The 25,668-nt window shown below is 71.6% G+C and carries 28 protein-coding genes and 1 tRNA gene; 16 read left to right on the forward strand and 13 right to left on the reverse strand.

The genetic code is table 11. From position 1 onward, the window contains the following. Positions 1-23 precede the first annotated feature (23 nt). The gene (locus EIW28_RS07460; protein ID WP_125247078.1) at positions 24-1,115 is read left to right on the forward strand and encodes a CorA family divalent cation transporter; all 1,092 of its coding nucleotides are present in this window, start codon (positions 24-26) and stop codon (positions 1,113-1,115) included. Between the two features lie 184 nt (positions 1,116-1,299). After that, entirely contained in the window at positions 1,300-2,757 is a 1,458-nt protein-coding gene (locus EIW28_RS07465; RefSeq protein ID WP_232013842.1) for a glycosyl hydrolase family 18 protein, read from the forward strand. Between the two features lie 64 nt (positions 2,758-2,821). Here EIW28_RS07465 and EIW28_RS07470 read toward each other — a convergent pair whose 3' ends face one another. Beyond that, complete coding sequence (locus EIW28_RS07470; protein WP_125247080.1) at positions 2,822-3,169, reverse strand: DoxX family protein; 348 nt, start codon at positions 3,167-3,169, stop codon at positions 2,822-2,824. A gap of 99 nt (positions 3,170-3,268) precedes the next feature. Between EIW28_RS07470 and EIW28_RS07475 the strand changes: the two genes are divergently transcribed. Beyond that, the gene (locus tag EIW28_RS07475) at positions 3,269-4,159 is read left to right on the forward strand and encodes a LysR family transcriptional regulator (protein ID WP_125247081.1); all 891 of its coding nucleotides are present in this window, start codon (positions 3,269-3,271) and stop codon (positions 4,157-4,159) included. A gap of 34 nt (positions 4,160-4,193) precedes the next feature. Here EIW28_RS07475 and EIW28_RS07480 read toward each other — a convergent pair whose 3' ends face one another. Then, positions 4,194-5,504: a DUF418 domain-containing protein gene (locus EIW28_RS07480; protein ID WP_125247082.1), complete on the reverse strand. Its 1,311-nt coding sequence runs from the start codon at positions 5,502-5,504 to the stop codon at positions 4,194-4,196. 235 nt (positions 5,505-5,739) lie between these two features. Between EIW28_RS07480 and EIW28_RS07485 the strand changes: the two genes are divergently transcribed. From EIW28_RS07485 to EIW28_RS07495, 3 genes are read left to right on the forward strand one after another with little or no spacing between them, the layout of a single operon-like run. Beyond that, positions 5,740-6,384 (forward strand): response regulator, encoded by a 645-nt coding sequence (locus EIW28_RS07485; protein ID WP_125247083.1) that lies wholly within the window; start codon positions 5,740-5,742, stop codon positions 6,382-6,384. Then, positions 6,381-7,475 (forward strand): sensor histidine kinase, encoded by a 1,095-nt coding sequence (locus tag EIW28_RS07490; protein WP_232013843.1) that lies wholly within the window; start codon positions 6,381-6,383, stop codon positions 7,473-7,475. Before EIW28_RS07485 ends, EIW28_RS07490 begins: the two co-directional genes overlap by 4 nt. A gap of 52 nt (positions 7,476-7,527) precedes the next feature. Next, entirely contained in the window at positions 7,528-7,788 is a 261-nt protein-coding gene (locus EIW28_RS07495) for a hypothetical protein (RefSeq protein ID WP_125247084.1), read from the forward strand. Positions 7,789-7,803: 15 nt separating this feature from the next. On the opposite strand, the gene EIW28_RS07500 is transcribed toward EIW28_RS07495, so the two are convergent. Together EIW28_RS07500 and EIW28_RS07505 are read right to left on the reverse strand one after the other, a co-directional pair. Next, positions 7,804-8,457 carry a response regulator gene (locus tag EIW28_RS07500; protein ID WP_232013844.1) on the reverse strand — a complete coding sequence of 218 codons (654 nt, stop codon included), beginning with the start codon at positions 8,455-8,457 and terminating at the stop codon, positions 7,804-7,806. An 8-nt stretch (positions 8,458-8,465) separates the two neighbouring features. Next, on the reverse strand, positions 8,466-9,647 hold the full coding sequence (locus EIW28_RS07505; RefSeq protein WP_125247086.1) for a sensor histidine kinase: 1,182 nt from the start codon (positions 9,645-9,647) through the stop codon (positions 8,466-8,468). A 143-nt stretch (positions 9,648-9,790) separates the two neighbouring features. Here EIW28_RS07505 and EIW28_RS24115 point away from each other — a divergent pair, with 143 nt between their 5' ends. After that, the gene (locus EIW28_RS24115; protein WP_158630311.1) at positions 9,791-10,369 is read left to right on the forward strand and encodes a hypothetical protein; all 579 of its coding nucleotides are present in this window, start codon (positions 9,791-9,793) and stop codon (positions 10,367-10,369) included. A 179-nt stretch (positions 10,370-10,548) separates the two neighbouring features. Beyond that, a complete protein-coding gene (locus tag EIW28_RS07515) occupies positions 10,549-10,896 on the forward strand; it encodes a histone-like nucleoid-structuring protein Lsr2 (RefSeq protein ID WP_125247087.1) in 348 nt (115 codons plus the stop codon). A 43-nt stretch (positions 10,897-10,939) separates the two neighbouring features. Here the strand turns inward: EIW28_RS07515 and EIW28_RS07520 are convergent, their stop codons facing one another. After that, positions 10,940-11,797 (reverse strand): alpha/beta fold hydrolase, encoded by an 858-nt coding sequence (locus tag EIW28_RS07520; protein ID WP_125247088.1) that lies wholly within the window; start codon positions 11,795-11,797, stop codon positions 10,940-10,942. Positions 11,798-11,931: 134 nt separating this feature from the next. Between EIW28_RS07520 and EIW28_RS07525 the strand changes: the two genes are divergently transcribed. After that, on the forward strand, positions 11,932-12,267 hold the full coding sequence (locus tag EIW28_RS07525) for a hypothetical protein (protein WP_125247089.1): 336 nt from the start codon (positions 11,932-11,934) through the stop codon (positions 12,265-12,267). 78 nt (positions 12,268-12,345) lie between these two features. On the opposite strand, the gene helR is transcribed toward EIW28_RS07525, so the two are convergent. Both helR and EIW28_RS24645 read right to left on the reverse strand, forming a co-directional pair. Next, complete coding sequence (gene helR / locus EIW28_RS24640) at positions 12,346-14,502, reverse strand: RNA polymerase recycling motor ATPase HelR (protein WP_197717138.1); 2,157 nt, start codon at positions 14,500-14,502, stop codon at positions 12,346-12,348. Further along, entirely contained in the window at positions 14,499-15,707 is a 1,209-nt protein-coding gene (locus EIW28_RS24645; protein ID WP_197717139.1) for a glycosyltransferase, read from the reverse strand. The genes helR and EIW28_RS24645 overlap by 4 nt, the downstream gene beginning before the upstream one ends. A gap of 316 nt (positions 15,708-16,023) precedes the next feature. On the opposite strand from EIW28_RS24645, the gene EIW28_RS24475 reads away from it, so the two are divergent. Then, positions 16,024-16,188: a hypothetical protein gene (locus tag EIW28_RS24475; RefSeq protein WP_187350583.1), complete on the forward strand. Its 165-nt coding sequence runs from the start codon at positions 16,024-16,026 to the stop codon at positions 16,186-16,188. 39 nt (positions 16,189-16,227) lie between these two features. On the opposite strand, the gene EIW28_RS07535 is transcribed toward EIW28_RS24475, so the two are convergent. The 3 genes from EIW28_RS07535 to EIW28_RS07545 are packed head-to-tail and all read right to left on the reverse strand — an operon-like array spanning position 16,228 to position 18,682. Then, complete coding sequence (locus EIW28_RS07535) at positions 16,228-16,881, reverse strand: response regulator (RefSeq protein WP_125247090.1); 654 nt, start codon at positions 16,879-16,881, stop codon at positions 16,228-16,230. Then, positions 16,878-18,008, reverse strand: a complete 1,131-nt coding sequence (locus EIW28_RS07540) for a sensor histidine kinase (RefSeq protein WP_232013898.1) — start codon at positions 18,006-18,008, stop codon at positions 16,878-16,880. Before EIW28_RS07540 ends, EIW28_RS07535 begins: the two co-directional genes overlap by 4 nt. A gap of 5 nt (positions 18,009-18,013) precedes the next feature. Next, on the reverse strand, positions 18,014-18,682 hold the full coding sequence (locus tag EIW28_RS07545) for a DUF2306 domain-containing protein (RefSeq protein WP_125247092.1): 669 nt from the start codon (positions 18,680-18,682) through the stop codon (positions 18,014-18,016). Between the two features lie 496 nt (positions 18,683-19,178). Here EIW28_RS07545 and EIW28_RS07550 point away from each other — a divergent pair, with 496 nt between their 5' ends. From EIW28_RS07550 to EIW28_RS07575, 6 genes are all read left to right on the forward strand, one after another. Beyond that, complete coding sequence (locus EIW28_RS07550; RefSeq protein WP_125247093.1) at positions 19,179-19,931, forward strand: DUF2470 domain-containing protein; 753 nt, start codon at positions 19,179-19,181, stop codon at positions 19,929-19,931. Between the two features lie 62 nt (positions 19,932-19,993). After that, positions 19,994-20,500: a hypothetical protein gene (locus EIW28_RS07555; protein ID WP_125247094.1), complete on the forward strand. Its 507-nt coding sequence runs from the start codon at positions 19,994-19,996 to the stop codon at positions 20,498-20,500. Between the two features lie 113 nt (positions 20,501-20,613). After that, positions 20,614-20,687, forward strand: a tRNA-Pro gene (locus EIW28_RS07560). Between the two features lie 777 nt (positions 20,688-21,464). Next, positions 21,465-22,010 carry a hypothetical protein gene (locus tag EIW28_RS07565; protein ID WP_158630312.1) on the forward strand — a complete coding sequence of 182 codons (546 nt, stop codon included), beginning with the start codon at positions 21,465-21,467 and terminating at the stop codon, positions 22,008-22,010. Between the two features lie 295 nt (positions 22,011-22,305). Next, on the forward strand, positions 22,306-22,518 hold the full coding sequence (locus tag EIW28_RS07570; RefSeq protein WP_125247096.1) for a hypothetical protein: 213 nt from the start codon (positions 22,306-22,308) through the stop codon (positions 22,516-22,518). 93 nt (positions 22,519-22,611) lie between these two features. After that, entirely contained in the window at positions 22,612-23,226 is a 615-nt protein-coding gene (locus tag EIW28_RS07575; protein ID WP_158630313.1) for an SMI1/KNR4 family protein, read from the forward strand. A gap of 75 nt (positions 23,227-23,301) precedes the next feature. Here EIW28_RS07575 and EIW28_RS07580 read toward each other — a convergent pair whose 3' ends face one another. The 3 genes from EIW28_RS07580 to EIW28_RS07585 form a co-directional block, all read right to left on the reverse strand. Continuing rightward, positions 23,302-23,592, reverse strand: a complete 291-nt coding sequence (locus EIW28_RS07580; protein WP_158630314.1) for a transposase family protein — start codon at positions 23,590-23,592, stop codon at positions 23,302-23,304. 971 nt (positions 23,593-24,563) lie between these two features. Beyond that, a complete protein-coding gene (locus EIW28_RS24120) occupies positions 24,564-24,728 on the reverse strand; it encodes a hypothetical protein (RefSeq protein ID WP_158630315.1) in 165 nt (54 codons plus the stop codon). 62 nt (positions 24,729-24,790) lie between these two features. After that, positions 24,791-25,423 (reverse strand): helix-turn-helix domain-containing protein, encoded by a 633-nt coding sequence (locus EIW28_RS07585; protein WP_158630316.1) that lies wholly within the window; start codon positions 25,421-25,423, stop codon positions 24,791-24,793. Positions 25,424-25,668: the final 245 nt, after the last annotated feature.

The raw sequence follows: 25,668 nt of genomic DNA on the forward strand, positions 1-25,668 counted from the left end.
CCCAGCGCGGATCGGGGGAGCGGATGATCGACTACACGGTGGTCACGGCCCGGGGGAGCGAGGAGCGCCGGGGGAGCGCCGCGGAGCTGCGGGCGGACGCCGCGGCCGAGGGCGCGTTCGTGTGGGTCGAGTTCGGGTCGCCGGACGCCGGGCCGGTCCAGGAGGCGCTGGAGGCGCTGGGCCTGGACGGCTTCGGGGCGTTCCCGGTCGGCGCGGTCCACCACCGGCCCAAAGTGGAGGCGGCCGGGGGCGCGGTGCTGCTGCTGGTGAAGACGGTCTGGTACATCGAGGCGACGCGGCAGGTGGAGACCGGGGAGCTGACGATGTGCTCCGACGGGCGGTCCCTGGTGACGGTGCGCCGCGGCGTGGTGGACCCGGTTCCCCAGGTGCGCGAACGGCTCCGGGACGAGTCGTTCCGGGCCGGCGGGGCCGCGGCGGTCGTGCACGCGCTGTTCGACTCGGTGGTGGAGCAGTACGACGGCGCGGTGGAGGACCTGACCGACGACGTGAGCGACCTGGAGCGGCTGGTCTTCTCGGGGCAGCGGGTGGACCGCAACCAGGAGATCTACTTCCTCATCCGGGAGACGCTCGAGTTCCAGAACGCGGTGCGGCCGCTGGCGCCGTTCGCGCACTCGCTGCGGCAGCGCCGCGCGGGCTCGGACCTGTTCTCGCATAAGGGCTTCGGGGACGTCGCGGGCCACCTGATCCGGGTGGACGCGTCGATCGAGACGTGCATGAGCCTGCTGACGACCGTGCTCACCGCGCACCAGGGCCAGATCGGGACGTGGCAGAACGAGGACACGAAGAAGATCTCGGCGTGGGCGGCGATCGCGATCGCGCCGACGATCATCGCGGGGATCTACGGCATGAACTTCGACGACATGCCGGAACTGCACTGGGCGGTCGGGTATCCGCTGGCGCTGCTTCTCATGGCGGTGGTGTGCCTGCTACTGCATCGGGGTTTCAAACGCAACGGCTGGCTGTTACAGATCGATGTCCTTGAATCGCAATTGAACGTGGAGAGGGGCGGTTCCACCGTGCGCCGCACCGGTCCCGGTGCGCTTGCGCGGCGGATCCGCCCCTCAGGCCCTGCCTGCCTTCGTCGAACACCATAGCGAACCGCCGCAAAGCGAAAGCGTCGAGCCGATGGTGACGGTCCGTGTCCGCGGCGGCCGCGCTCCCATTTCGGTAGCAAAGCCGCCATTGAAATTTTTCAATCCGAATGCTTGACTTTCGCGTGGCCCTCCCATAAAAATAAAGATACCTATCAGTTAAGTCTCTTTACTTTTGGGAGGAACATTGAGACGACTGAGGACCCGGCGGTTCATCGCCGTCGTGACCGCGGCCCTGGCCCTGTTCACGACCGGCTTGATCTACACCGTCGCGAACCCCTTCTCCGCGAACGCGGCCGTCACCTGCAACGAGCCCTGGGCCGCCTCCGAGGTGTACGTCGGCGGCGACCTGGTCAGCCACGAGGGCTACAACTACAAGGCCAAGTGGTGGACCACCAACGAGGAGCCCGGCACCACCGGCCAGTGGGGCGTCTGGCAGACGCTCGAGGCCTGCGGCGGCGGCACCGACCCGACGACCCCGCCCACCAGCGAGGAGCCCACCGAGGAACCCACCGGCAATCCCGGCACCGGCGGCGCGATCAACGCCGCGTACTTCACCGAGTGGGGCGTCTACGGCCGCAACTACCACGTGAAGAACCTCGTCACCTCCGGCTCGGCCGAGGACCTCACCCACATCGTGTACGCGTTCGGCAACGTCCAGAACGGCCAGTGCACCATGGGCGACTCCTACGCGGCCATCGACAAGTTCTACGACGCCGCGTCCTCGGTGGACGGCGTCGCCGACACCTGGGACACCGGCGCCCTGCGCGGCAACTTCAACCAGCTGCTCAAGCTCAAGGAGATGTACCCGGACCTGAAGATCGTGTGGTCCTTCGGCGGCTGGACCTGGTCCGGCGGCTTCACCCAGGCCGCCCAGAACCCGGTCGCCTTCGCGAACTCCTGCTACAACCTCGTCAACGACGCCCGCTGGGCCGGCCTGTTCGACGGCATCGACATCGACTGGGAGTACCCGAACGCCTGCGGCCTCACCTGCGACACCAGCGGCACCTCGGCCTACCCGAACCTCATGAAGGCGCTCCGCGACCGCTTCGGCGCCAACGCCCTCGTGACCTCCGCGATCACCGCCGACGGCACCTCCGGCGGCAAGATCGAGAAGGGCGGCTACGCCGCCGCGGCCCAGTACGTCGACTTCTACATGGTCATGACCTACGACTACTTCGGCGCCTGGGACGCCGACGGGCCCACCGCCCCGCACTCGCCGCTCAACTCCTTCAGCGGCCAGCCCATCGCCGGCTTCGACGGCGCCACCGCCATCGCCAAGCTCAAGTCGCTCGGCATCCCGTCCTCCAAGCTGCTCCTGGGCTTCGGCTTCTACGGCAGGGGCTGGACGGGCGTGACCCAGTCGGCGCCGGGCGGCTCCGCCACCGGCGCGGCGCCGGGCACGTACGAGGCCGGCATCGACGACTACAAGGTCCTCAAGACCGAGTGCCCGGCCACCGGCACCGTCGGCGGCACCGCGTACGCCAAGTGCGGCAGCGAATGGTGGAGCTACGACACCCCCGCGACGATCGCGACGAAGATGGCCTGGCTCGACAGCCAGGGCCTCGGCGGCGCCTTCTCGTGGGAGCTCTCGGGCGACACCGCGAACGGCGAGCTCATGAACGCCATCGCCGCCGGGCTCTAGCCCCGCACCCGAACCCGTCCGCCAGGTCGGCGGGGGACCCCGGTCCCCCGCCGACCGCTCGCGTTCAGACGACGAGCATCAGCCACAGCGCCGCGACGCTCAGCCCCAGGAACATCACCGGGCCGGCGAAGTTGTGGAACACGCGCTCCTTGACGTGCAACGCCGTGGCGAGCACGAAGAACAGCACGAGCCCGGCCGCGGCCGCGATCCCCAGCGGCCGCCAGAAGAACCCGACCGCGAGCCCGACGGCCGCCGCGCCCTTCACGAAACCCAGGAACGGCAGCCACGAGTCGGGCACCCCGACCGCCCGCGAGTTCCGCTTCACCCACGCGGCGCCCATGAAGTTCGCGACCGACTCGACCGCGTTGGCGGCGATGGCGAGCACGTTGACCACGGCAAAGGCGACGAACATCCGGCGAACCTCCTCGCCCGGCGGACCCTCCGCCGGACCTCCCCAAGTCTCTTGCCGATCCCCGCGCGCGTCCAATACCAGTATCGATAACCTGACGTTATGGATGTCGACACGCGGCTGCTCCGCTCCTTCCGGGCCGTCGCCGAGGAAGGCAGCCTCACCCGCGCCGCCCAGCGGCTCTACCTCTCGCAGCCGGCGCTCACCAAGCAGATCCGGCAGCTGGAGGAACGGCTCGGCGCCCGCCTCTTCCAGCGCTCCAAGCACGGCATGGCCCCCACCGCCGCCGGCGAGGCCCTCGCCGCCGCCCTCCCGTCCGTCCTCGACGCCTGGGACGCGGCCCGCCGCGCCGTCCGCGGCGCCGAGGCCGAGGCCTCCCGGGTGCTCCGCGTCGGCTTCCTCGCCAGCGCCGCCAACGAGAAGACCCAGCCGATCATCGCCCGGTTCCGCGAGTGCCGCCCCGACTGGCGGATCGAACTGCGCCAGGCGAGCTGGGGCGACCCGGCCGCCGGTCTCGTCTCCGGCGAGGTCGACGCCGCCTTCATGCGGCTGCCGTTCCCGCGCCAGGACGAGTTCGCGTCCCTGGCCCTGCTCACCGAGCCGCGCTGCGTCGCGATGGCCGCGGGCCATCCCCTGGCGCGCCGGGAGTCGCTGCGGTTCGAGGAGCTTCTGGACGAGCCGTTCATCGCCGCGCCCGGCGCCGCGGGCGCCTTCCGCGACCACTGGGTCGCGGCCGACGCCCGCGGCGGCCGCCCCGTGAAGGTCGGCGCGGTCGCCGAGCACCCCGACGACTGGCTCACCGCCATCGCCAACGGCGACGGCATCGCCCTCGCCCCCGCGAGCGCCGCCCGCTACTACGCCCGCCCCGACATCGCCTACCGCGAGGTCGAGGGCGTCGCCCCGAGCACGGTCGCCCTGGTGTGGCCCAAGGCGGTGCCGCCGTCCGGGCCGCTGTCGGACCTCATCGCCGCCGCGGCGGCGCTGGCCGACTGAACCCCGGCCCGCCGCTCGCGGGCCGGGGTCCGGGCTACTTCACGTACTTCGCGGGCTTGGTCGCGAGCGTCATGATCCACTCCAGCGGGCCCCGCTTGAGGAACCGCCGCCAGAGGAGCGCGAACACCATCGCGACGACCACGAACACCGCCCACATGCGCCAGCCCGTCTCGTAGCCGACGCCGTTCGCCGGGTGGTCGACGAGGTACCAGACGCCCGCGATGTGCGCGACGTAGACCGTGAGCGACATCGAGCCGACCGCGACGAGCGGGGCGAGGACGCGCCGCGACCACACGCTCGCGCGGCCGCAGTACCCGAGGAGCGCCACGAGGCCGACGATGACCGAGATCGCGACGCCGATGTTCCCGGCGAGCTCGAACGGGGTGCCCGAGTGCGGGGACGCGCCGACCAGGGCCGTCCAGTCGAACCCGGTGGCGGACGGGTCGTCGGGCAGCTTGTCGTAGATCCAGGCGTGCTCGGCGTCCCACTCCTTCCACTGCTCGGCCGTCCAGTTCGCGGAGTCGGTGCCTTCGAGGGCCTTCGTCCACGCCTGGTCGAACGCGGTGTAGTCGGGCTCGGCGGGCGCGGGGAGGAACTTCCCGGCGAGCCAGGCGCCGCCGTAGCCGAGCAGGGCTAGCGAGGGGCCGACGACCGCGAGGCGGACCCGGACGGCCTTGCGCGCGAAGTCGAGGCGCCCCAGGGCCATGCCCGCGAAGAGGTACGCCATCCACGACACGGCCGGGTACGTCCCGTTGAACAGCAGCGAGAGCAGGCCGTCCCCGCCCCACCCGACCAGCGGGTCGCCCGCGTCGAACCGCTCCATCCAGGCGGTGTCCACCGTCCACAGCCACTGGACGAGGACCGGCCCGCCGAGGCCGACGACGGCCGCGAGGATCGCGAGGGTGCGGGCCCGCAGCTTCACGAACGGGAGCGCGAGCAGGAAGTACAGGCCGTAGTACGCGAGGATCACCACGATCGAGGTGCCCGTCGCGGTCAGCCACGTGCCCAGGGCCAGCAGCAGGACCGCGCGGATCGCGATCTTGACGACGGCCTGCCGCAGCGGCCGGCCGGACTTGGGCCGCGAGCCGCCTGCGATGAGCACGAGCGAGAGCCCGGCGAGGGTCGCGAACAGCGCGGAGGACCGGCCGTGCGGGAGGTCCATGAGGAAGGACTTCCAGGTGCCGGTCTCGTCGGCCCACGGGCCGACGTGCGAGTAGTACATGCCGAACACGGCGACGGCGCGGGCGGCGTCGAGGCCGACGATGCGGCCGATCGAGTCGGGCTTCGAGGGCGGCGGCTCGGCGAGCGCCGGGTCCCTCGGCTGCAAGGCGACGGTGTCAGTCATGGATCCAAGGTGCGGCGGGACCGAGCCGGTTCCCATCCGGCGATGCGCGGGTCGCCTCCCGCCGCCGAGGTGCAACCGTCCCGCCGCCCGGCCTTTCCGCCCCCGCCGATCGGCGGGTCTTCACCGCCCCGGACCGGTTCGACCTGCGAGAACGCCCACACCCGGGCGCGTGCCGGGCGGCGGAGGGTGGCGGCGGCGTGCTACGAATCGACCAGCGCCATTGAGAGGAGGCCGCATGATCCGGGTCCTGGTCGTCGACGACGAAGCCCTCATCCGCACCGGGTTCCAGCACATCCTGAACGCGGCCGGGGACATCGAGGTGGTCGCCGCGGTCTCGGGCCGCCAGGCCCTCGCCGAGGTCGGGCGGCTCCACCCCGACGTCGTCCTCCTCGACATCCGCATGCCCGACGTCGACGGGCTCACCATCCTGGAGCGCATCCGGGCCCTGCCGAGCCCGCCCGTGGTCGCCATGCTCACCACGTTCGACACCGACGAGTACGTGGCCGCGGCCCTGCGCATGGGCGCGGCCGGGTTCCTCCTCAAGGACACCGACCCCGAGCACCTCGCGCTCCAGGTGCGCACCCTCGCCGCCGACGGCGTCGTGCTCTCCCCGAAGGTCACCTCCACGGTCGTCGACGGCTACCTGGCCGGGCGCACCCGCTCGACCGAGGCCGTCGACCGGCTGAGCGCCCGCGAACGGGAGATCCTGGTGCTCCTCGCCGACGGCCTCTCCAACGGCGACATCGCGGCCCGCCTCTACCTCGGCGTCGGCACCGTCAAGGACCACGTGAGCGCCATCCTCACCAAGCTCAGGGTCACCGGCCGGGTCCAGGCCGCGCTCGTCGCAGAGCGGGCCGGGCTCCTGCGGGGCGAGCGGTGACCGGCCGCTGGCGGCCGTGGATGACGGACGCGGCGCTCGTCGTCGTCGCGGCCGCCGACCTCTGGTTCACGTTCTGGTATCCCGAGCTGACGTGGGAGACCGCGCTGACCGCGCTCGGCGTGCTCGCGCTGGCGGCCCGCCGCCGCTTCCCGCTCGCGGTGTTCGCGCTGACGCTGCCGACCGCGTACTTCATCGGCGAGTCCGCGGCCCCGCTCATCGCCCTGTACACGCTCGCGGTCGCCTCGCACCGCCGCTGGCTCCTCGCGGTGTGCTCGCTGGTCCTGGCCGCGTGCACGATCTGGCCGATCGGCTCGGGGCCCGAGGCGCTGTTCGCGGACTCGTGGTGGCTCGCGAGCATCGCGTACGCGCTCGCGCCGAGCGCGGCCGCGGCGTTCCTCGGCCAGTTCGTGCAGGTGCGCCGCGAGCTGTCGGCGCGGCTCGCCGAGATCACCGAGGCGCGCGAGCACGAGCAGCTCATGGCGACCCAGAAGGTCCTCGCCGAGGAGCGCGCCCAGCTCGCGCGCGAGATGCACGACGTCGTCTCGCACCAGGTCAGCCTCATCGCGGTCCGCGCCGGCGCGCTCCAGGTGAGCACCGCCGACCCGGAGGCGAAGGAGGCCGCCGGCACCATCCGCAGGCTTTCCGTCCGCACCCTGGACGAGCTGCGCCACATGGTGAACGTGCTCCGCGCGGGCGGCGGAGGCCCCACCGACCTCGCGCCGCAGCCGACCCTCGCGCAGCTCGGCGACCTCGTCGGCGCCAGCGGCATCGAGGCCGAGCTCCACGTCGCCGACCTCCCGGACCTCGACCCGCCGAAGGAGCGGGCGATCTACCGCACCGTCCAGGAGTCGCTGACGAACGTCCGCAAGCACGCCCCGGGCGCCCGCGCCGACGTCGTCCTGGCCCGCACCGGCGACGGCATCACCGTCGCCGTCACCAACACCGCCCCGACCCGCGCCGCGGTCCCCCTCCCCAGCTCCCGCCACGGCCTCCTCGGCCTCCACCAGCGCGCCGCCCTCCTCGGCGGCACCCTCACCTGGGACCCCACCCCGGACGGCGGCTGGCGGACGGTCCTCACCCTGCCCGTCTGAGGCGGCGCGCGCGGGGACCCCGGCGGGCGGCCGCGCGCCCTATCGTGAATCCATGAAGGACTACGAGAACGAGGTCCGGCTCGCGGTCAAGCGCGCCGGGAGCACCGCGTCCTGGATGAGCGTGTTCGCCTTCGTGACGCTGGTCGGCGGCGTGCTGGTCGGCCTGCTGGGCGGCGGGATCGCGCTGGTCGTCGTCGCGGTGGCGGCGGCCGCGCTGATCCACGGCGTCGGCACGGCCGTCGACCTGCTCGGCAGGCAGCTCATGGAGACGTGGCGGCAGGGCAGGCGGGCGGCCGCGAACGAGGAGACGTGATGCGGCGCAGACGGTTCAGCGCAGGCCGCGATCGCGGGCGTAGATCGCCGCCTGGGTGCGGTCGCGCAGTCCCAGGCGGGCGAGGATGCGCGAGACGTGGTTCTTCACCGTGCCCTCGCTGAGGTACAGGCGCGCGGCGATCTCGCGGTTCGTGGCCCCGGCGCCGAGGAGGCGAAGCACGTCGACCTCCCTGTCCGACAGGCGGTCCGGCAGCTGCGGCTCGGCCCGCGCGGGGGCGAGCGCCGCCGTGAGGCTCGCCGCGGCGGCCGGGTCGAACTGGACCACGCCGGTGCACGCGGTGCGGATCGCGTCGGCGAGGTCCTGCGACGGCCGGTCCTTGAGCAGGTACCCGCGGGCTCCCGCCCGCATCGCCTCCACGATGCTGTCCTGGTCGTCGAACGTGGTGAGCATGACGACCAGGCACTCCGGCCGCCGCTCCCGCAGCGCCCGCGTCGCCGCGATCCCGTCCCCGCCGGGCATCCGCACGTCCATGAGCACCAGGTCCGCGCCCGTCTCCACCGCCGCCTCGACCGCCTCGCGGCCGTCGGCCGCGGTCCCCACCACCGCGATGCCCTCCTGGAGGTCCAGCAGCGCCGCGATCGACTCGCGCACCAGCCGCTGGTCGTCCGCCACGACCACCCGGATCGACTGCGCCCCTTCGTCTTCCACCGCCGCCCTCATCCCGCCGCGCTCGGCACGACCGCCGTCAGCCGCGTCCCCGCCCCCGGGGCGCTCTCGACCGCGAGCGTCCCGCCCGCCAGCTCCAGCCGCTCCCGCATCCCCGCCAGGCCCGCGCCCTCCCGGCCCGCCGCGAAGCCGCGCCCGTCGTCGGCGACCACGAGCCGCCCCCGGTCCGCCTCCAGCCGCAACCGCACCTCGACCCGCTCGGCCCCGGCGTGCCTGCGCGCGTTCGTGACCCCCTCCTGCGCGGCCCGGAACAGCGCCACCAGCGCGTCCCGCGTGAACGGCCCCTCGTCGCCCCCGGCCTCGACCACCACGAGCGGCGACCGGCCCGAGCGCAGCGCCAGCTCCTCCAGCGAGGCCGCCAGCCGGAACGGCTCGGCGTCGGCGCGCAGCGTCCGCACCGACGCCCGGACCTCCTCCAGCGCCCGCTGCGCCGAGTGCCGCGCGTCCGCGACCGCCGCGTCCGCCACGGCCGCATCGCGGTCCCGGTACGCCGCCGCCTTCTCCAGCAGCACGCTGATCGCCGTCAGGTGGTGCCCGAGCCCGTCGTGGATGTCGCGGGCCAGCCGCCCGCGCTCGGCGGCCGCCGACAGGTCCGCGACCTGGTCGGCGTAGGCCCGCAGCCGCGCGTGCGAGGACTCCACCCGGGCGCGCTGGCGCTGCTCCTCGACCGCGACCGACGCCATCGCGACCGCGAGGACCAGGCCGATCGCGAACATGAGCACGTCGGCCACCGCCTCGGTCCGCCCGTGCCAGGCCGGGTCGGCGAGCTGGAACCCGATCACGATGCCGCCCAAGCACAACGCCCCGGCCGCGACGCTCGCAGCCGGCCCGAGTACGAAGTACGCGCCGAACGGCAGCAGCAGGAACAGCACCCGCGACAGCCCCGACCCGTCCGCGGCGGCCACCACCAGGAACAGGCCCAGGCGCACCGCCAGCAGCAGCGTCCCCGGCAGCGGCGGCGTCCCGGCCGGCCAGCGGCGGCGCTCGCCCCAGTCGAGCGCGGCCAGCGCGGCGAGGCCCGCCGCGAACGGCAGGGCGCGCGTGTCGCCCAGGCCCCGGAGGCCCGCGTAGGCGCCCGCGACGGCGACCGCCGCGTACAGGGCCGGCGAGACCCACGGGACCGGGGCCGCCGGGAGCCCGTCGGGGCGCCGCGGCCGGGAGGGGAGGGGCATGACCGCAGGATATGCAGCCCAACGGGTCCGGTCAACCTGCCGGAGGTCATGTGCCGGCCGGCACGGGTCCCGGCGCCGCGCGGCGGCCGACTCCGGCCCCGCGGCACTGCCGCCGCGGCCGCGCCGTCCCTAGCGTCGGAGGCATGAACGCACCGCTTCGCATCGGCGCCGCCACCGGCGCCGCCTCCGGCGTCCTCATCGCCGCCGCCTCCGCCGTCGAGATCGTCACGGGGGAGGTCCCGGCGACGGGCCTCGCCCTCGGGATCGCCCCCGCGCTCGGCCTGCCCCTCGTCGTCGCCCTCCACCTCGGCCACCGCGGCGCCGCCCGCGGCCTCGGCTCGATCGCCTACGCGCTCAACCTGGTCGGACTCGGCCTGTTCGGCGGCGCGGGCTTCGCCCTGAACCTGGTCCTCATCCACCTCGACCCCGCCGTCACCGCGGGCCTCCCGGCGGCGGCCACGGCCGCGCTCCTCGGCAGCGCCCTCGTCTTCAGCGCCGGGACCGTCCTCTTCGGCGTCGCGATGCTCCGCGCCGGCGTCTATCCGCGCGTCCCGGTCGCCTTGTACGCCTTCGCGTTCCCGCTCATCGCGCTGCTCGCGCCCCTGCCCGACGACCTGTTCGTCAGCGCCGTGCACATCGCCGGCGGCGCGGCGCTCGTCTGGCTCGCCCGCGCCGTGCACGCGCAGGCCCGCGCCGAGCACCGGATCGGGGCACCGGTCTGATCCCGGCCGGATCGGGGCCCGCGTCAGTTCCGGCGGGAGACGGTTTCGCTAGTATGTGCGGAACCGCCGCTCTCCAAAGAGGGACGGTACTGCTCCCGCACCCGTTGCCGCGTCGCCGTTCACCGGCCCGCCGCACGCGCGGTGCGCGAAGGTCATGATCCTGTTAGGAAGGCGACGCAGTGGCGAAGAAGACCGTGGTCACGTTGTTCGACGACATCGACGGGAGCGAGGGGGCCTCGACGGTCGAGTTCGGCATCGACGGCTACCTGTACAGCATCGACCTCTCCGACGCGCACGCCGAGGAGCTGCGCGACCGCCTCACGGCCTACCGCGAGTTCGGCACCGAACTGGGCCGCTACCACGCGAGCAAGGTCCTCCCCGTGAAGGCCCGCGGCACCACCTCCCGCGACGACCGCGACCGCAACCGCGACATCCGCCGTTGGGCCGAGGAGAACAACCTCCCCGTGAAGGCCCGCGGCAAGCTCCCCGACGGCGTGGTCGCCCGCTACAACGAGGCCCACTCCTAAACGCGCGAGCGCGGTCCGGGCACCCGGACCGCGCTCGAACGCACTACTTCGCGAGGACGTCCCGCAGGGCCGCCGCGAACTCGTCCGGCTTGCCCGTCTGCCCGTACTCGCCGCCGAGGAACGCGCCGTGGTCCCCGGGCATCACGAGCGGCTCGACGCCGATCCGCTCGGCCACCGCGCGCCCGCCCCGGGCGGCGAACGTGTCGCCGGACTCGGCGCCCACCGCGACCACGATCCGCGTCGACGCGGCCCGCAGCGCCTGGTAGTCGTGCTCGTACGCCCCGCAGGTGCGCATGTTCTGGCCCAGCAGCGGGTCGTCCCGCGTGCCGTCGTCCTCGGCCGGCAGGCCGAACGCGGCCGGGTCGGGCGCGGGCCGCTCCAGGTACTCGGCGGTGAACGGCCCCTCGTGCGTGACGAGCGCGAGGAACCTCGCCATCCCCGCGCCGAACCCGGACTTCAGGTACGTGTCCCGGATGTCGCGGCTCGCCGCCAGCGCGAACTCGCTGTCCGGCAGCGCGCTCGCGGCCGGCGGCTCGTGCGCGACGAGGGTCCCGACGAGCTCCGGGTGAGCGGCGACGAGCGCTAGCGCGTTCACGGCCCCGCCGCTGCTCGCGAACACGTCCACGGGCGCGCCGCCGGCCGCCTCGATGACGCGGCGCAGGTCGTCGGCGTGCTCCTCCGGCGTCGACTCCTCGGCGCCGTCGGTGCGGCGGCTGCGCTCGGACCCGCGCGGGTCGTAGGTGACCACGCGCCGGTCGGGGAAGTGCGACGCGAGCGTGACGAAGCCGGCGGCGGCCATCGGCGAGCCGATCAGCAGCAGTGTCGGCCCGTCGCCCTCGCGGACGTCGTAGTGCAGTTCGGCGCCCGGCGCGTCCAGCGTGTGCGTCTCGGGTTCGGTCATGATGTCTCCTCACTCCAACGGGTTCCTGGGGATAGGACGAGCCTGGGGCATCCGATTCATCGGCGCGCCGATATCGCCGAACCGCGGCGGCGGGCCCCGGGCCGCGGGGCAGAATCGGGGGCAGGAGGCGAACGATGAACATCAACGTGGACCGATCCAGCGTCGCCATGGGCGACGACGTGTACCCGCACGCCGAGACCGTCGACCTGCCGGAGTCGAGCACGATCGCCGAGGCGGTCGCGTACCTGCGGCAGCGCCGGTTCCTGGCGCAGATCGCGGGCGGGCGCGCGACCTGGGTGCTGGAGGTGAACGGCAGCCCGGTCGCGGTGATCGCGCAGCAGTGGGCCGAGCCGAAGTTCATCACCGACCCGAACGACCGGCTCGGCTCCTTCGGCGCCGACGTGTCGCTCATGTTCAAGTACCGGGCCCAGATCGACCCGGACGACCTCTACGACACCCTCTCGCAGTAGCCGTCCGGGCCGCGCGGGTCGCCGCGGCTCGGCCCCGGTCGGCCGCGGCGACCCGTTCCGTCTGCCCCGCAAGCGGACTCAGCTCGTGAGCACGACCAGCCGCTGCGTGGCGCGCGTCATCGCCACGTACCGGTCCACGGCCCCCTCGATCCCGTCCCCGAAGTCCTCGGGGTCGACGAGGACCACGAGGTCGAACTCGAGGCCCTTCGACAGCTCGGGCGTGAGCGAGCGGACGCGCGGGCGGGCCGCGAACCCCGGGTCCCCGATGACGCACGCCGTCCCCTCGGGGTGCGACGCCAGCCAGTCCTCCAGCAGCCCTTCGAGATCGGCCCTGGACCCGCGCCCCACCGGGACGCCGCCGCGGCGCACCGACGTCGGCACGTTCGCGTCCGGCAGCGCCGCCCTGACGACCCGCTCGGCCTCGGCCATGACCTCCTCGGGCGTCCGGTAGTTGATGGTCAGCGAGCGGATGTCGACGCGCCCCATGCCGACCCGCTCCAGCCGCTCGGTCCACGACTCGGTGAAGCCGCGCCGGGCCTGGGCCCGGTCGCCGACGATCGTGAAGCTGCGCGAGGGGCACCGCTGGAGCAGCATCTGCCACTCGGCGTCGGTGAGCTCCTGGGCCTCGTCGACCACGATGTGCGCGAACGGCCCCGCGAGGGGGTCCGGGTCGGCCTCCTCCAGGTCCTCGTAGTGCACGAGCGCGTCCTGGAGGTCGGCGCCGTGGAGGATGACCATCTCCTCGACGTTCCCGTCGCCGGCTTCGAGGATGTCCTCCACGACCTTGTCGATGACCTCCCGCTCGGCGGCGATCTCGGCCTCCCGGCGCCGGGCCCGCCGCGACGCCTCCGCGTCGCCGAGGCGCCGGCGGGCCGCGTCGAGCAGCGGCAGGTCGGACGCGGTCCACGCGAACGGGTCCGGCCGCTGGAGCCGCGCGACCTCGGCGTTCCCGAGGTGCGGGGCGCACCAGGCGAGGAACTCGGGGGAGGCCCAGAACGCGGCGACGAGGTCGGCCGGCTCGATGAGCGGCCACGCCTTGTCGAACGCGGTCCGGAACTCGCGGTCGCGGGCGAGGTCGCGGCGCAGCGGCTCCTCGGCGGCGTCCTCGGGGAGCTTCGCGAGGACGATCGCCACCAGTTCCCGCCACACCAGGTCGCGGGCCTCGTTGTGCGCGACGGCGGGTCCGGCCGCGCCGAACGCGTCGGCCCAGTCCGCGGCGCTCAGATACGCCTCGCCCCAAGGGGTGTCGAGGCGCATGCCGCGCTGGGGCGGCAGCTCGTAGCGGCGCGCGGCCGCCTCGACCGCCCGCACCAGCTCGGCGGACGCCTTGAGCCGGGCGACCTCCGGGTCGGCCTCGGCGGGCAGGTCGGCGCCGCCGGGGACGAGGTCGCGGAGCGTGCAGGTCTGCACGCCCTCCTCGCCGAGGCTCGGCAGCACGTCGGAGACGTACGCGAGGTACGGCTCGCTCGGGCCGACCACGAGGATGTCGCCGCGGTGGTGGCCCAGGCGCGGATCGGAGTACAGCAGGTACGCGGCGCGGTGGAGCGCGACGACGGTCTTGCCGGTGCCCGGCCCGCCGTCGACCACGAGCGCGCCGCTCGCAGGCGCCCGGATGACCGCGTCCTGGTCGGCCTGGATGGTGCCGAGGACGTCCCGCATCCGCTCCGACCGCTCGGTGCCCAGGCTCGCGATGAACGCCGACTGGTCGTCCAGCGCCGCGGCGTGGCCGGCGAAGCCGTCCGCGTCGAACACCTCGTCCCAGTAGTCGGTGATCCGCCCGCCCGTCCACCGGTAGCGGCGGCGGCTCTCCAGGCCCATCGGCTCCCCGTGCGTCGCACCGAAGAACGGCTCGGCCGCCGGGGACCGCCAGTCGACCAGCAGCCGCCGGCCCGCGCCGTCGGTGAGCCCGATCCGACCGATGTAGACGGTGGTGCCGTCCCGGCCGACGGCCTTCCCCAGGCACAGGTCGAGCCCGTACCGGCGCAGGGTCGCGATGCGGCCGGTGAGCCGGTGGATGTCGCGGTCCCGGTCGGCGGCGTCCTGGCCCTCGAACCGGCCGGTGCCGCCGGGAGCCCGCCGCAGGGCCGCCAGTTGCGCGGACAGGTCGGCGACCGACCGCTCCAGGGTCGCGGCGATGTCAGCGAAGTGCCGCTCGTCGGCGGCGATGAGCGCCGGGTCCGCCTTGGCGGACAGGCGTTCCGGCAGGTCGAACGCGCTCGCGCGGGGTGCGCTCACCGGCGGTCCCCCTCGCTGAGGAGCCGCGCGGCCCGGGCCGCGCCGTCGGTGACGATGCCCGCGCCGACCTCGGCCGCGCACGCCTGCGTCGCGGGTGCGAGCGCGGTCTCCAGGGCCGCGGCCATCGCGTCGAACGTCGGGACCGGGCCGTCGTGCCCGGCGCCGATGCCGAGCGCGGCGACCCGCCCGGCCCAGTACGGCTGGTCGGCGATCTGGGGGACCACGACCTGCGGCACCCCCGCGGCCGCGGCCTTGTGGGTGGTGCCCGCGCCGCCGTGGTGCACGACGGCCGCCATGCGCGGGAACAGCTTCCGGTGGTTGCTCTCGCCCACCGCGAAGCAGTCGGGGCCGCTGACGCCGAGCTCGGCCCAGCCGCGGGAGACGACGATCCGGCGCCCGTGCGCGCGCACGGCCGCGGCCGCCGCGGCGGCGGCGTCCTTCCCGGACTGGAACGGCATGGAGCCGAAGCCGATGTACACCGGCGGCTCGCCGGCGTCGAGGAACGCCTCCAGGTCGTCCGGGAGCGGCCGCTCGTCCGGCACGAACCACGCGCCGGTCTGGACGACCGGTGACGCGGCGTCCTCGGGCCAGGGCCCGAGCAGCGGGTCGGTGGCGAGCAGCGGCCCGTCCCCGAGGAGGTAGCCGCGCACGTCCTCGACCTCGCCGAGCCCCACCTCGGCGCGGTGCGCGTTCAGGGCCGGGCCGTACAGGAACCGCAGGTTCTCGGCGTCGACCTCCCACAGGGCCCGGTTGTCGCTCTCGCCCTCCGGGAACGGCTTCCCCGGCCGCGGGAGCGGGCGGTGCAGCGGCGAGGGCAGCGCGCCCGGCACGTACGCGGCGAAGCGGTACGGCACGCCGAGCCGCTCGGCCGCGAGCGCGGCCCCGGCCGGCGGCAGGCCCGCCCCGACGACGGCGTCGCAGCCCGCGCCCGCGCGGAGCACCGTCTCGTACTGGACGTCGACGAGCCCGGAGGCGATCCGGGGCGCGTCCGCGAGCGACGGCGGCCGGTCGCCGCTGATCTTGGGCCGCACGGGTTCCCCGAGCGGCACGAGTTCGACGCCGAGGCCGCCGAGGCGGCGCGCGAACTCCTCGTCCGGCGGCGCGCACACCACCGCCTCGTCGCCCTGCGCGCGCAGTTCCGCGGCGAGCCCCGCGATCGGCTCGACGTCTCCGCGCGATCCGAAGGTCGTCATCAACACTCGCATGTCCAGCTCCCGTCTCAGCGGATCTCATGCTCAGACCCGTCATTGTGCCGCAGGTCAGAGGGGTCGTCGGCACCCCGATGCGGCCGGTTTCGCGACCGGTGCGGTATAAACTGAAGTGGGAGGGAGCGAGAGGCCCCTTCCCTTCGTCGTTTCCGGGCGAATCACAACGCACCGGGCGAATCCACCCTCCGAATCGCACATTCGCATCGCGTTGATTCGGCCTCCACTTTGGGTACAGCACTTGCAGGCCGGGATCTTGCCGCCAGTGCGGCGACGGGCGGTGCCCCGGCCCTCCGCCCGCCGCTGGGAGGCCGACATGGCTGTCTTCCAAGCCCTCTTCTACCTCATCGCGATCGTGCTGCTCGTCATCGCCGCACTCCCGCTCGGCACGCGCCGCACCCGCGGCCTCGGTCTCGGCCTGCTGGCCGCGGCCTTCGCGCTCACGGCGTTCAGCGCCCCCGTGTTCGACGCCGCGTTCTAGCCCGCCCCCGCCGGCCGGACCGCACCGGCCCGGCCGGCCCTAGTCCTCGCTGCGCACCCGGCCGGACTCGTACGCCCACATCGCGGCCTCGACCCGGTTGCGCAGCCCCAGTTTCGCGAGGATGCCCGCGATGTGGGTCTTGACGGTGCCGAGCGACAGGAACAGCCGCTCGCCGATCTCGATGTTCGTCAGGCCGATCGCGAGGAGGGCGAGCACGTCCTCCTCGCGGCCGGTCAGCGGCGTCGCGGGCTCCCGCACCCGCTTGACCGGCCGCGAGAACTCGCCGAGGAGCCGGGCCGTGACCTGCGGCGAGATGAGCGCGTCGCCGTTCGCGGCGGCCCGCACGGCCTCGCCGATGAGCTGCGGGCCGGCCTCCTTCAGCAGGAAGCCCTTCGCGCCCGCGCGGAGCGCGCCGTGCACGTACTCGTCCAGGTCGAACGTGGTGATGACGACGACCGCGACCGGGTCGGCCACGGTGGGGCCCGCGAGCATCGAGGTCGCCTCGATGCCGTTCAGGCCCGGCATGCGGATGTCGAGGAGCGCCACGTCCGGCCGCTCCCGCCGCGCCAGCCGCACCGCCGCGACCCCGTCGGCGGCCTCGCCGACGACCTCGACGTCGGGGAGCGACTCGAGCAGTAGCCGCAGCCCTGTGCGCACCGGCTCCTGGTCGTCCGCCACGATCACCCGGATCACGCCTTGCCCCCCAACGGGATCGACGCGCGCAGCGTCCAGCCGCCGACCGGGTCCGGCCCGGCGTCCACCTCGCCGCCGAGGAGCGCCGCGCGCTCGGCCATGCCCTGGAGGCCGTGGCCGTCGCCCGATGCCGGGCGCGGCGGCGCCCCGTCGTCCCGTACGCGCACCCGCGCCTCCCGTTCGTCCACAGTGACCTCCACGTCGATCCTGGTGGCGCCGCGCGCGTGCCGGCGCGCGTTCGTGACGCCCTCCTGCGCGATCCGGAACAGCGTCGAGGCGACGATGCCCGGCAGGTCCGCCGGCGCCGCGACGGACACGGCCACCGGCGGCGGCCCGGGCTCGGCCAGGCGGGCCAGCTCCTCCAGGCCCGCGGTCGGCCGGTAGTCGGCGGGCGCGCGGAGCGTCCGCACCAGCGACCGCATGTCGGCCAGCACCGCCTGCGCCTCGGTCTCGATGACGCGCAGCGACTCCGCGACCCGCGCCTTGTCGCCCGGGTCGGCCCCGGCGACCTGCGCGCGGATCACGATCGCCGACACGTGGTGCGCGACGGTGTCGTGCAGGTCCCGCGCGAGGGCCTCGCGCTCGCGGGCCCGCACCTGGTCGAGGCGCCGCTCCCGCGACTCGACCCGCTCGCGCCGCAGCGCCCCCAGCAGGCACGCGCCGCCGAGGAACGCGACCCCGGCCGCGGTCTCGGCGAGCGGGTCGGAACTCAGGGAGCTCGTGAACAGCAGGTCGACCGCGAGCGCCGCGGCGCCGATGATGCGGTCGCTCCCTGAGCCCCAGCGGAACAGCGCGTACGGGATGCTCAGGAGCACGAACGTCGCGAAGAGCGCGTTCGGTTCGACGACGGCGATCCGGTGCGCGAGCGCGAGCCCGGTCGTCGCGGCGGCCATGCCCGCGACCGCGACGAGCGGGCGCGTGCGCCGCCACAGCAGGACCGGCAGGACCGCGAGGGTCACCGCGGCCGTTGCCGCGGGCCAGGGGAGGTCGGGCCGCAGCGCGGCCTCGAGCACGCCCACCGCGGCCGCGAGGCCCACCGGGACGGCGTCCCGCGGCCGCGGACCGTCCGCCCCGGCCGCGGGCGGTCGCGCCCACGCGGCGGCGATCCGGCGCTCGGCGGTCCTCATGACGTTCACGCCGTGATCGTCGCAGGCCGCCGCGCCGCCGCGCGCCGCCGGGCGATGATCCACTCGGCGAACAGGGCGTTGATGATCCACCCGGCGTCCATCTGGATGAGGCGGAACATCGCGTCCGGCTCGCCGAAGAGGAGGAGCGCGGGCCCCGAGGTGAGCACCTGCGTCCCGGCGCCCATCGCGAGTGCGTAGGCCCGGATCATCCACGCGCCGTGGGCGAGGTGGTCGCGGCGCGCGACCGCGGCGACCCCGAGGGCCAGGAACGCGATCATGAGGCCGCCGACGATGAAGCGCGAGACCGCGACCGCGCCGTCGTCGGTGGCGGGCACGTCGTACACGGCGGTCATCCAGATCCCGGTGGCGCCCACGGCGAACCCGGCGGGCACCAGGAGGTAGCGCCCGGCGAACCGGTGCCACGCGTTGTGCCTGCGGCGCAGGCCCGGCAGGAACTGGAAGGCGCCGACGGTCGCGTACACGAGCGCGCCGGCGATGTGCAGGACCACCGGCAGCGGCATCCGCATGAACCGCGCGTTCGCGGCCGTCTCGGCTGCGCCGGAGGCGATCTCGCCGACGCGGAAGGCCCCGGCGATCGACGGGACGAGGGCGAGGAGGAAGAGCCCGGCCGCGATCGTCCATTCACGACGGCGACGGGTCTGAGGAGCGTCCATACCGCAATCCTCGGCGCGGCGGCCCCGTCGCCGCTTCAGCCATGTGGCCGGTTCCGGGGCGGCGTGAGCCGAGTGCCGGGGCGCTTCCCGGGCGGCGCGAGCCGGTCGACGCGGGTGCCACCTTGTGGCCGGTTCCCGGGCGGCACATCCGGAATACCTCCACTCCGTGGAGAGCAGCGTGTGCCCGGTCTTGCGGAGGCGTAACACCTCCACGTCCGTGGAGAGCAGTGGTTCGACATCCTCGGCGACGTCGACGCGACCGAAACACCTCCACGCCTGTGTAGAGCAGCGCTTGCAGGCCGAGACGAGCTCGAAGCCGGCCGATGCGGGTGCCGGGGCGCTTCCCGGCGGTGTGAAGGGCGTGACCTTGAGCGGCCGGTTCTCCCCGATCGCAGGAGCTGGGCGACCGGGCCGCCCCACGCCGAGGATGCTCTTGTTAGGCATACCTAATTTCCTGTAGGCTCAGCTAACTTCATCCTCGATCAAAGGAGCCGCCATGCGTCCGACCCCGGCCGAAGTGGCCCGCACGCTGGTGCGGGGCCGGCTGCCTGGCGCGCTGCGCTTCGAGGACGGGCTCGCCGTCACCGGCGTCCAGCACGCCGCGGACCGCCTCGGACGCCCGCTGCTCCTGGTCCCGGCCGGCGAGGAGCTCGCGACCCGTCTCCGGGGCCGCGAGACCCCGCGCGTCGCCCTCGCGGTCGACGACGTGCCGCCTCGCTTCGGCGCGCCGAGCCTCGGCCGCGTCCGGGTCGTCGGCGACCTCCACCCGGTGCCCGAGGCCGAGATCAGCGACGCCGTCCTCGAATACGCCGAGTCGGTGGCCGATCCCGACCTGTTCGACGTCGGCGACGGGATCGCCCTGCACCGCCTCGTCCCCGCCCGTGTCACCCTGAACCGCGGCGGCGTGATCGACTCGATCGACCTCGACGCGTACGCCGCGGCCGAACCCGACCCGCTCCAGGAGTGCGAGGAGGACCTCCTCGCCGACCTCGCCCACCACCACCTGCCGCAGCTGGCCGACTACCTCTCCCGCCTCCTCGGCGAGGCCGCCGCCTTCGCCGACGGGCCGCCGCAGGCGATGCGCCTCGACCGCTACGGCCTCGTCGTCGACCTCGGCGAGCACTCCGCCGCGCACGGCCGCAGCCGCTGGGTCCGCCTCGAGTTCGCGCGCGCCGTCACCGGGCAGCACGACCTCGCGCACCTGATGCACCCGATCCTGTGCGCCCGCCGCTGCGGCGGGCGGGAGTAGCGCCGGTTGCGGCGGCGGGGCATGATGCACCCGACCGATCCGCACCGAGCAACGGAGTCGACATGGGCGCCGAGAAGGCCAAGCAGCAGCATCCCCTCCTCGCCGCGGTCCTTCTCGCCATCGTCGTGCTCATATTCCTGGCGTTCCCGATCGCCTTGTACGCCAACGTCATGGCCATGGTCGACGGCTACCGCGCCGCCCACGGCCAGGCCGGGACGCCCGGCACCGCCACGGTCCTCAGCGAGTACGACGGCCGCGGCGAGCAGGTCTGCACCGGCGTCTTCACCCCTGACGACGGCGGCCCCGCCGTCGAGACCCGCATCGAGGCCGCCGGCCGCTGCGAGGTCGGCCAGGAGGTCGAGGCCCACCTCATGCCCGGCCGCCCCTCGATCTTCATCGGCTACGACATCCCGCGCGCCTGGGCCGCCGGCTCAGCCGACTGGGCCCAGTACCTCCCCCTGGTGATCCTCTTCGGCCTCCTCACCCTCCCGCTCGTCCTCCTCGTCGCCATGATCGTGACGAAGCTGGTGAAGCTCCTCCTCCACGGCCGCGCCGCACCCCAGCTCTGACCGCCTCCCACCCCAGGTCAACCCCCGCATCCCGACCCCCGCCGCCCCGAATACCGGGCAGCGGTATGGGGCGGTGGTGCTGTACCCTTGCTGAGGCCGCGTTGCGGCCGGTTCGGGACGTGGCGCAGCTTGGTAGCGCACTCGCTTTGGGAGTGAGGGGTCGCAGGTTCGAATCCTGTCGTCCCGACAACGTATTGATAACTGTGAATATGTTTCATGTTTGGGCAGTCGGTAATCGGCTGCCCAAACTTGCTGTTCAGGGGCTGGTAATCGGGTCGGTAACCGGCCTTCGGCGTCAGGCGTCGTGCAGTAGCCGACTACCCGATGTTCTTACCTTGTAGCCATGCACCGTGGCCTGGTTCGCGGAGCCTCGTAGACCTGGCATGGGTGCGCTCGACGGGTGGTGGGCTGCGCCGGCCCCTCGAGTCCGAGGTGGTGTGGCTGGAGTCCTCGGTCCTGACACATGCCGTGCGCGATCGCCCACCCGAACGGACGAGGCCCTTCGGCGGCCGTCAGCGCTGTCGGAGGCTGGGACTACAGTTCGCAAGCCCATCACTCTGCTCGACTCGGTTGGAAGTTCCATCCATGCCTCTCACCACTCCCGCGCGACCGTAGGACGTTGCCGCGCTCTGGCCCGAGCTCGTACCTCTGGCGCGCACGGCGGTGCGCCTGCATCCGCGCATCGGTGACCCGGCTGCCGACCGGTCTTCGATCGGCGGCCCGCTGTGGTGGCCGGTCGAGGAGCCTTGGCCGGTCTGCGACCGTGCGCACTCCTGGTACGACGTTGCGACCGTCGACGAGGCCGCCCGGTACCGGCAGACTATGAAGACGGCCTGGGCGAGGACGAACGTGACCAGGAACGACCGGTTCACGCCCGAGGAGCGCGCGTTCTTGGACGGACTGCACGCTCCGGGCCGCAACCCGTTCCTTTCGGCGACGAAGCCGACCTGCTCCAGGTCCTGTGGTGCCCTTCGACCATGAACCCGGTCAGTCCTGGCTGGATGTCAGGTTGTTCTGGCGCAACAGCGGCGCCTTCACCGGCACCGCCACCCAGCCGCCGGAAACCACAGTGGCCGGATGCAAGGACTACGTTCCCGGCCGTGCACCGTCACCCCCGAGCAGGTCACCGACTACCCCGACTACGACCTGCTCCCCACCGACCTCCGTGCACAAGGAATGGGAACGCGACGAGAACTCCGGTGCCTACCGCGACAACGCGGTCGTCCCCGGCCGGAAGAGCGGCGGCTGGAGCGCGCCCTGGGGCCTGTTCGAAGCATTCGATGTCCGGTGCGGGTGCGGCGCGCCCGCCCAGCCGCTGCTGGACATCGCCATGACCGAATGGGATCGCGAGACGGTGACACATTGGATGCCCGTCGAGGAGCGTCATCTCGTTGGCGCGGCGGTCCAGGCCCTCGCCGATCCCGATCTCACCATCGGCTGCGGCTACGACCTCCAGATCTTCCACTGCACCACCGACCCCGCACACCCACCCGTCACCATCATGATCTGAAATTCCCTGGCCCTCCCCCGGGGCAGTCCCCAGAGAGAGAACGTGCGAGAGCGGCTCGCTGGGTTGGACCGTCTGTCGCGCTCCGGCCACCGCGCTTCAAGGGGAATCCGGGAGATCTGTCGGATAGGCGGCAGTTGGTGGTTCTGTCACGGTTGACAGTGGACTCGGGTTCGTCTAATGTTCACGTTCGCCGCGTTACCCCACCCAGCGCGGTTCCCTCATAACTGAAAGTGGTACAGGTGACGATGTGGCTAACCTAGTCACCTGCAACCAATGGCGCATGAATAGTCCCGCGATGTACAACGAGGCTGAACGGACGGCAAAAAACCGAGTTAATGCAGGAGAACATGTTATATATATTTCGGTGCCGTACTACAATAATTCTGATGGAAGTCTGGGCGGCATCAGGGTAATTGCAATTGGAAACCAGGGTTACTTCAGCGATATCTGCTTCGACAACGACATAGATATGGAAGCGGGAGTACCTGGATCTTGGTGCGGCGTTTAGAATTGAGGAGTCCTTGGAATGTCGATAGCTTATCTGGACCGATTCGAAAATCTGGTCGGTAGATCAGATCTGTCGCATGCCGTACGGAATTGGATGGCGGTCGAGGATCAACTCGAGATTGAATTTCCCAGAGATTATAAGGAATGGTCGTCAAATTACAACACTATCGTGATTTGCCATGAGCTGACCGTATTCAATTATTTCGATGAGGTGAGTAGGCTTGCCGCGGATCTCCTCCAAATAACTTCTAGGTATGAAGGTTCTAGAGATGGATTTACGTTCCAACGAGATCAGGTATACGACGCGGGAGGAATCAATACCGGGTCGAAAGAGCCTTTGCCGCTTTATCCTAATCCTGGTGGATTGTTGTTGTGGGCTGAAAATAGTTCATGCTCGTATTTTTGGGATACATCTAATTCAAATCCAGATAAATGGAATGTGGTGGTTACTGATAATGAGGAATACTGGCAAGAATTTGACATGGGATTCATGAAGTTTCTGGTGAAATTCATTCTTCATGAACTGCCATTCCCAGAAGGTCTCAGTCGCCAATGGCCCTGGATTCCAGCGTATCAGGAATGTATAGGAACTGAGTCTAATCGGCTTCAATTCACGACTCCGGTCCGCTGGCGTGAGTACTTTGAAGAAAGCTACCGACAAGATCAAATGAATCTTGGTGGCCTTGAATGGGTCGAGCGGTTTCGATAGGGCTTTCGGTTGGTTGTAGCCATGAAGCTCATGCAAGAGCTCCTTCTGAGTGATGGCGGTACATCTGGAGTTTGATTACGGTCTGTAGTGTCCGGTCGGCCTTGGGAAGTATCCGATGGCGAGTACCTTCCACGAGGGCGGATGTGCAATGCCCTGCTCAACCACCCAGCAGCGTCGGTTCACCTGCCGATTGAACAGCCGTTCGGCGACGGTGAGCTCGCGGCACTCCGGCTTCCGGTACGGCGTCAGCGGCACCACACCGAGATCGCCGATCAGGCTCGGGCCTTCCCCGTAAAGGTGAATCTCGTAGGCCTTCGCGAGCCCGGATTCTTTGAAGGCCTTCGCATCGTGGACCGATCCGACCACGATCCCCGCCGTCGTCCACGCGCCCGCGTAGATCGGTGACGACCTGCACGTTCAAGTCCGGGTGCAGGTGCTTGCCGGAAACAAAGCCTGCCGGTGAGCCGAGGTCGCGGGTGGGGATGAGGAACCCGTCAACCACCAGTTCGGAGCGGATTGCCTGCTCACGGAGGCCAAGGGCGAGGCAATCCAAGCAGGTCGAGACCACCGGCTCGAGCGATTCGATTTAGCGTGAGACCGTCGCCTGCGAGATCCGCGACTGCGCACCGACCGCGGTTTGGATGGAGTTGTGCCGCAGGTAAATCAGGCAGGCCACGACGGCGGCTAACAGTTCCAGAGACTTGCGGCGTCCGGTGTCGGGCTGCCATGACCCGATCCGAGTCTCGACCTCACGCTCCAGCACCAGCAGTTGCTCCAGCTCAAGGCCGGTTCTATGCTCGAATCGCGGCAGCGGTCGCCGTCGTGGAGCTGAAACCGGGTCGGGACCGGTCCGTGATAAGTGAGGATGTTCGCCTGGATGAAGACGAACTCCGAGAGATCGAGCATTGCAGTGAGCCTGTTTCAGTTTGACCGGTGTTCGCAGTCGTTGAGGACTTGGACGAGCTTTGCGATCTGTGTGGCCCGGTTCGGGTCGCTGCTGACTTGGTTGAGGATCGACCAGGCTTCGAGCTGGGCGAACATGCGCTCTCCGGGTCCGCGGAGTCGGGCGTGAACGCGGTTGAAGTCCTTCTGTCACTCGGGCTTGCCTTTCCCTTTAAATGCCGTGATCACCAGGTCGTGGTCGAGTACGTCATAGCCTTTGTCTCCCCGGGCCTGGGCGCAGCTGTAAATCTCCGCGAACCTGTTCGGTGCTTCCTGCCTAAGTTCTGCCCCCCTGTTGAGTTGCCCGCGTTGGGATTGTGCTGAAATCCCTGGTCAGTGGCTCACTGCGGCTGACCTGCGGCTCGCCTGCTAAGCGGGTGCTGGTCTGTCGCGTGTTATTTGTTTGGGCGCTTGATGCGGGTGGGTGGTCGTGGGCCGTGGTCGTCTTCTGGGGGTAGTTCGGTTTGTGCTGCGGTGACGAGGAGGTCGGCGAGTGCGCGGGTGTTGAGTTGCGCTCGCCGTTCCCCGATGACGAGGATGCGTTGTTCGTTGGAGGTCATCGAGTGAGCCTTCCATTCCGGGCCTCTCGCGCGAAGGAGGCTGGGGCCGTGCTGGCCTGGGTTCAGTCGAACGGAGCACCCGGTTCGGTGCTGCGGGCCTCCCGGAGGAGGCGTTTGATGGTGCTGGTGTCGACGCCGTAGGTGCGGGCGAGTTTGGCCTGGGTGGCGCCTGTGGTGGCGTATATGTGGGCGATGGCGTCGCGTTGGTCGGGCGTAAGGCGGTTGGCTGTGGCTTGGGATCGGTTTGACGATCCGTGGACGAGGCGTTTCACACTGCGGACGCTGATGCGGTATTTCGCGGCGAGTGTTTTCTGGGTGGCGCCGGCGTTGAAGGCGGCGATCAGGTCGGCTTGATCGGCGGGGGAGAGGCGGGCACCGAGTGCGCGTGGGGGTGCTGGTGGGTAGGCGACCGGGGGCTGGTCCTCGGGGGAGTCAGGGGTCGAAGGGCCGGTTTGGGGGCCGCGGGTGGGCAACGGGCCGGACAGGCGTTCCGGAAGGCCGTCCAGCTGCGGGTTCAGGTTCGAATAAGCGAGAGTTAGGCCGACACAGAACCAGTGGTCAGGAGGGCTTTCCAAAACGCAGGAAGCCCAACTGACCGACGCATGCTGGTCACGCGCTGGTCTGATGAACCGGGATCCGCTGGCACGCTGGCCGTCGAAAGCCCCTCCGCGAGAAACCTCGATCACATTTCGCATGCCGTTTCCATGATCGCCTGAGCTGCATCGGTTCTCGCAAGGCAGCGGCTGATCGATCCTGGTGCGATCCGTTGTCCGGGAAGGCGGACGGCGGACCGGCATCACCGTCGTCGTCCACGCTGACACCGGTCGTCCGTCGGATGGATTCGGCGATCAGCGCCATGAACCGCCCGCCCAGGCCGCGGGCCCACAGGTGACCCGCAAGACAGGACCGGGTCCGGGCAACCCGGCGCGGGCCCGCCCGC

This window comes from Glycomyces terrestris, from assembly GCF_003933745.1.
GTDB lineage: Bacteria > Actinomycetota > Actinomycetes > Mycobacteriales > Micromonosporaceae > Glycomyces > Glycomyces terrestris.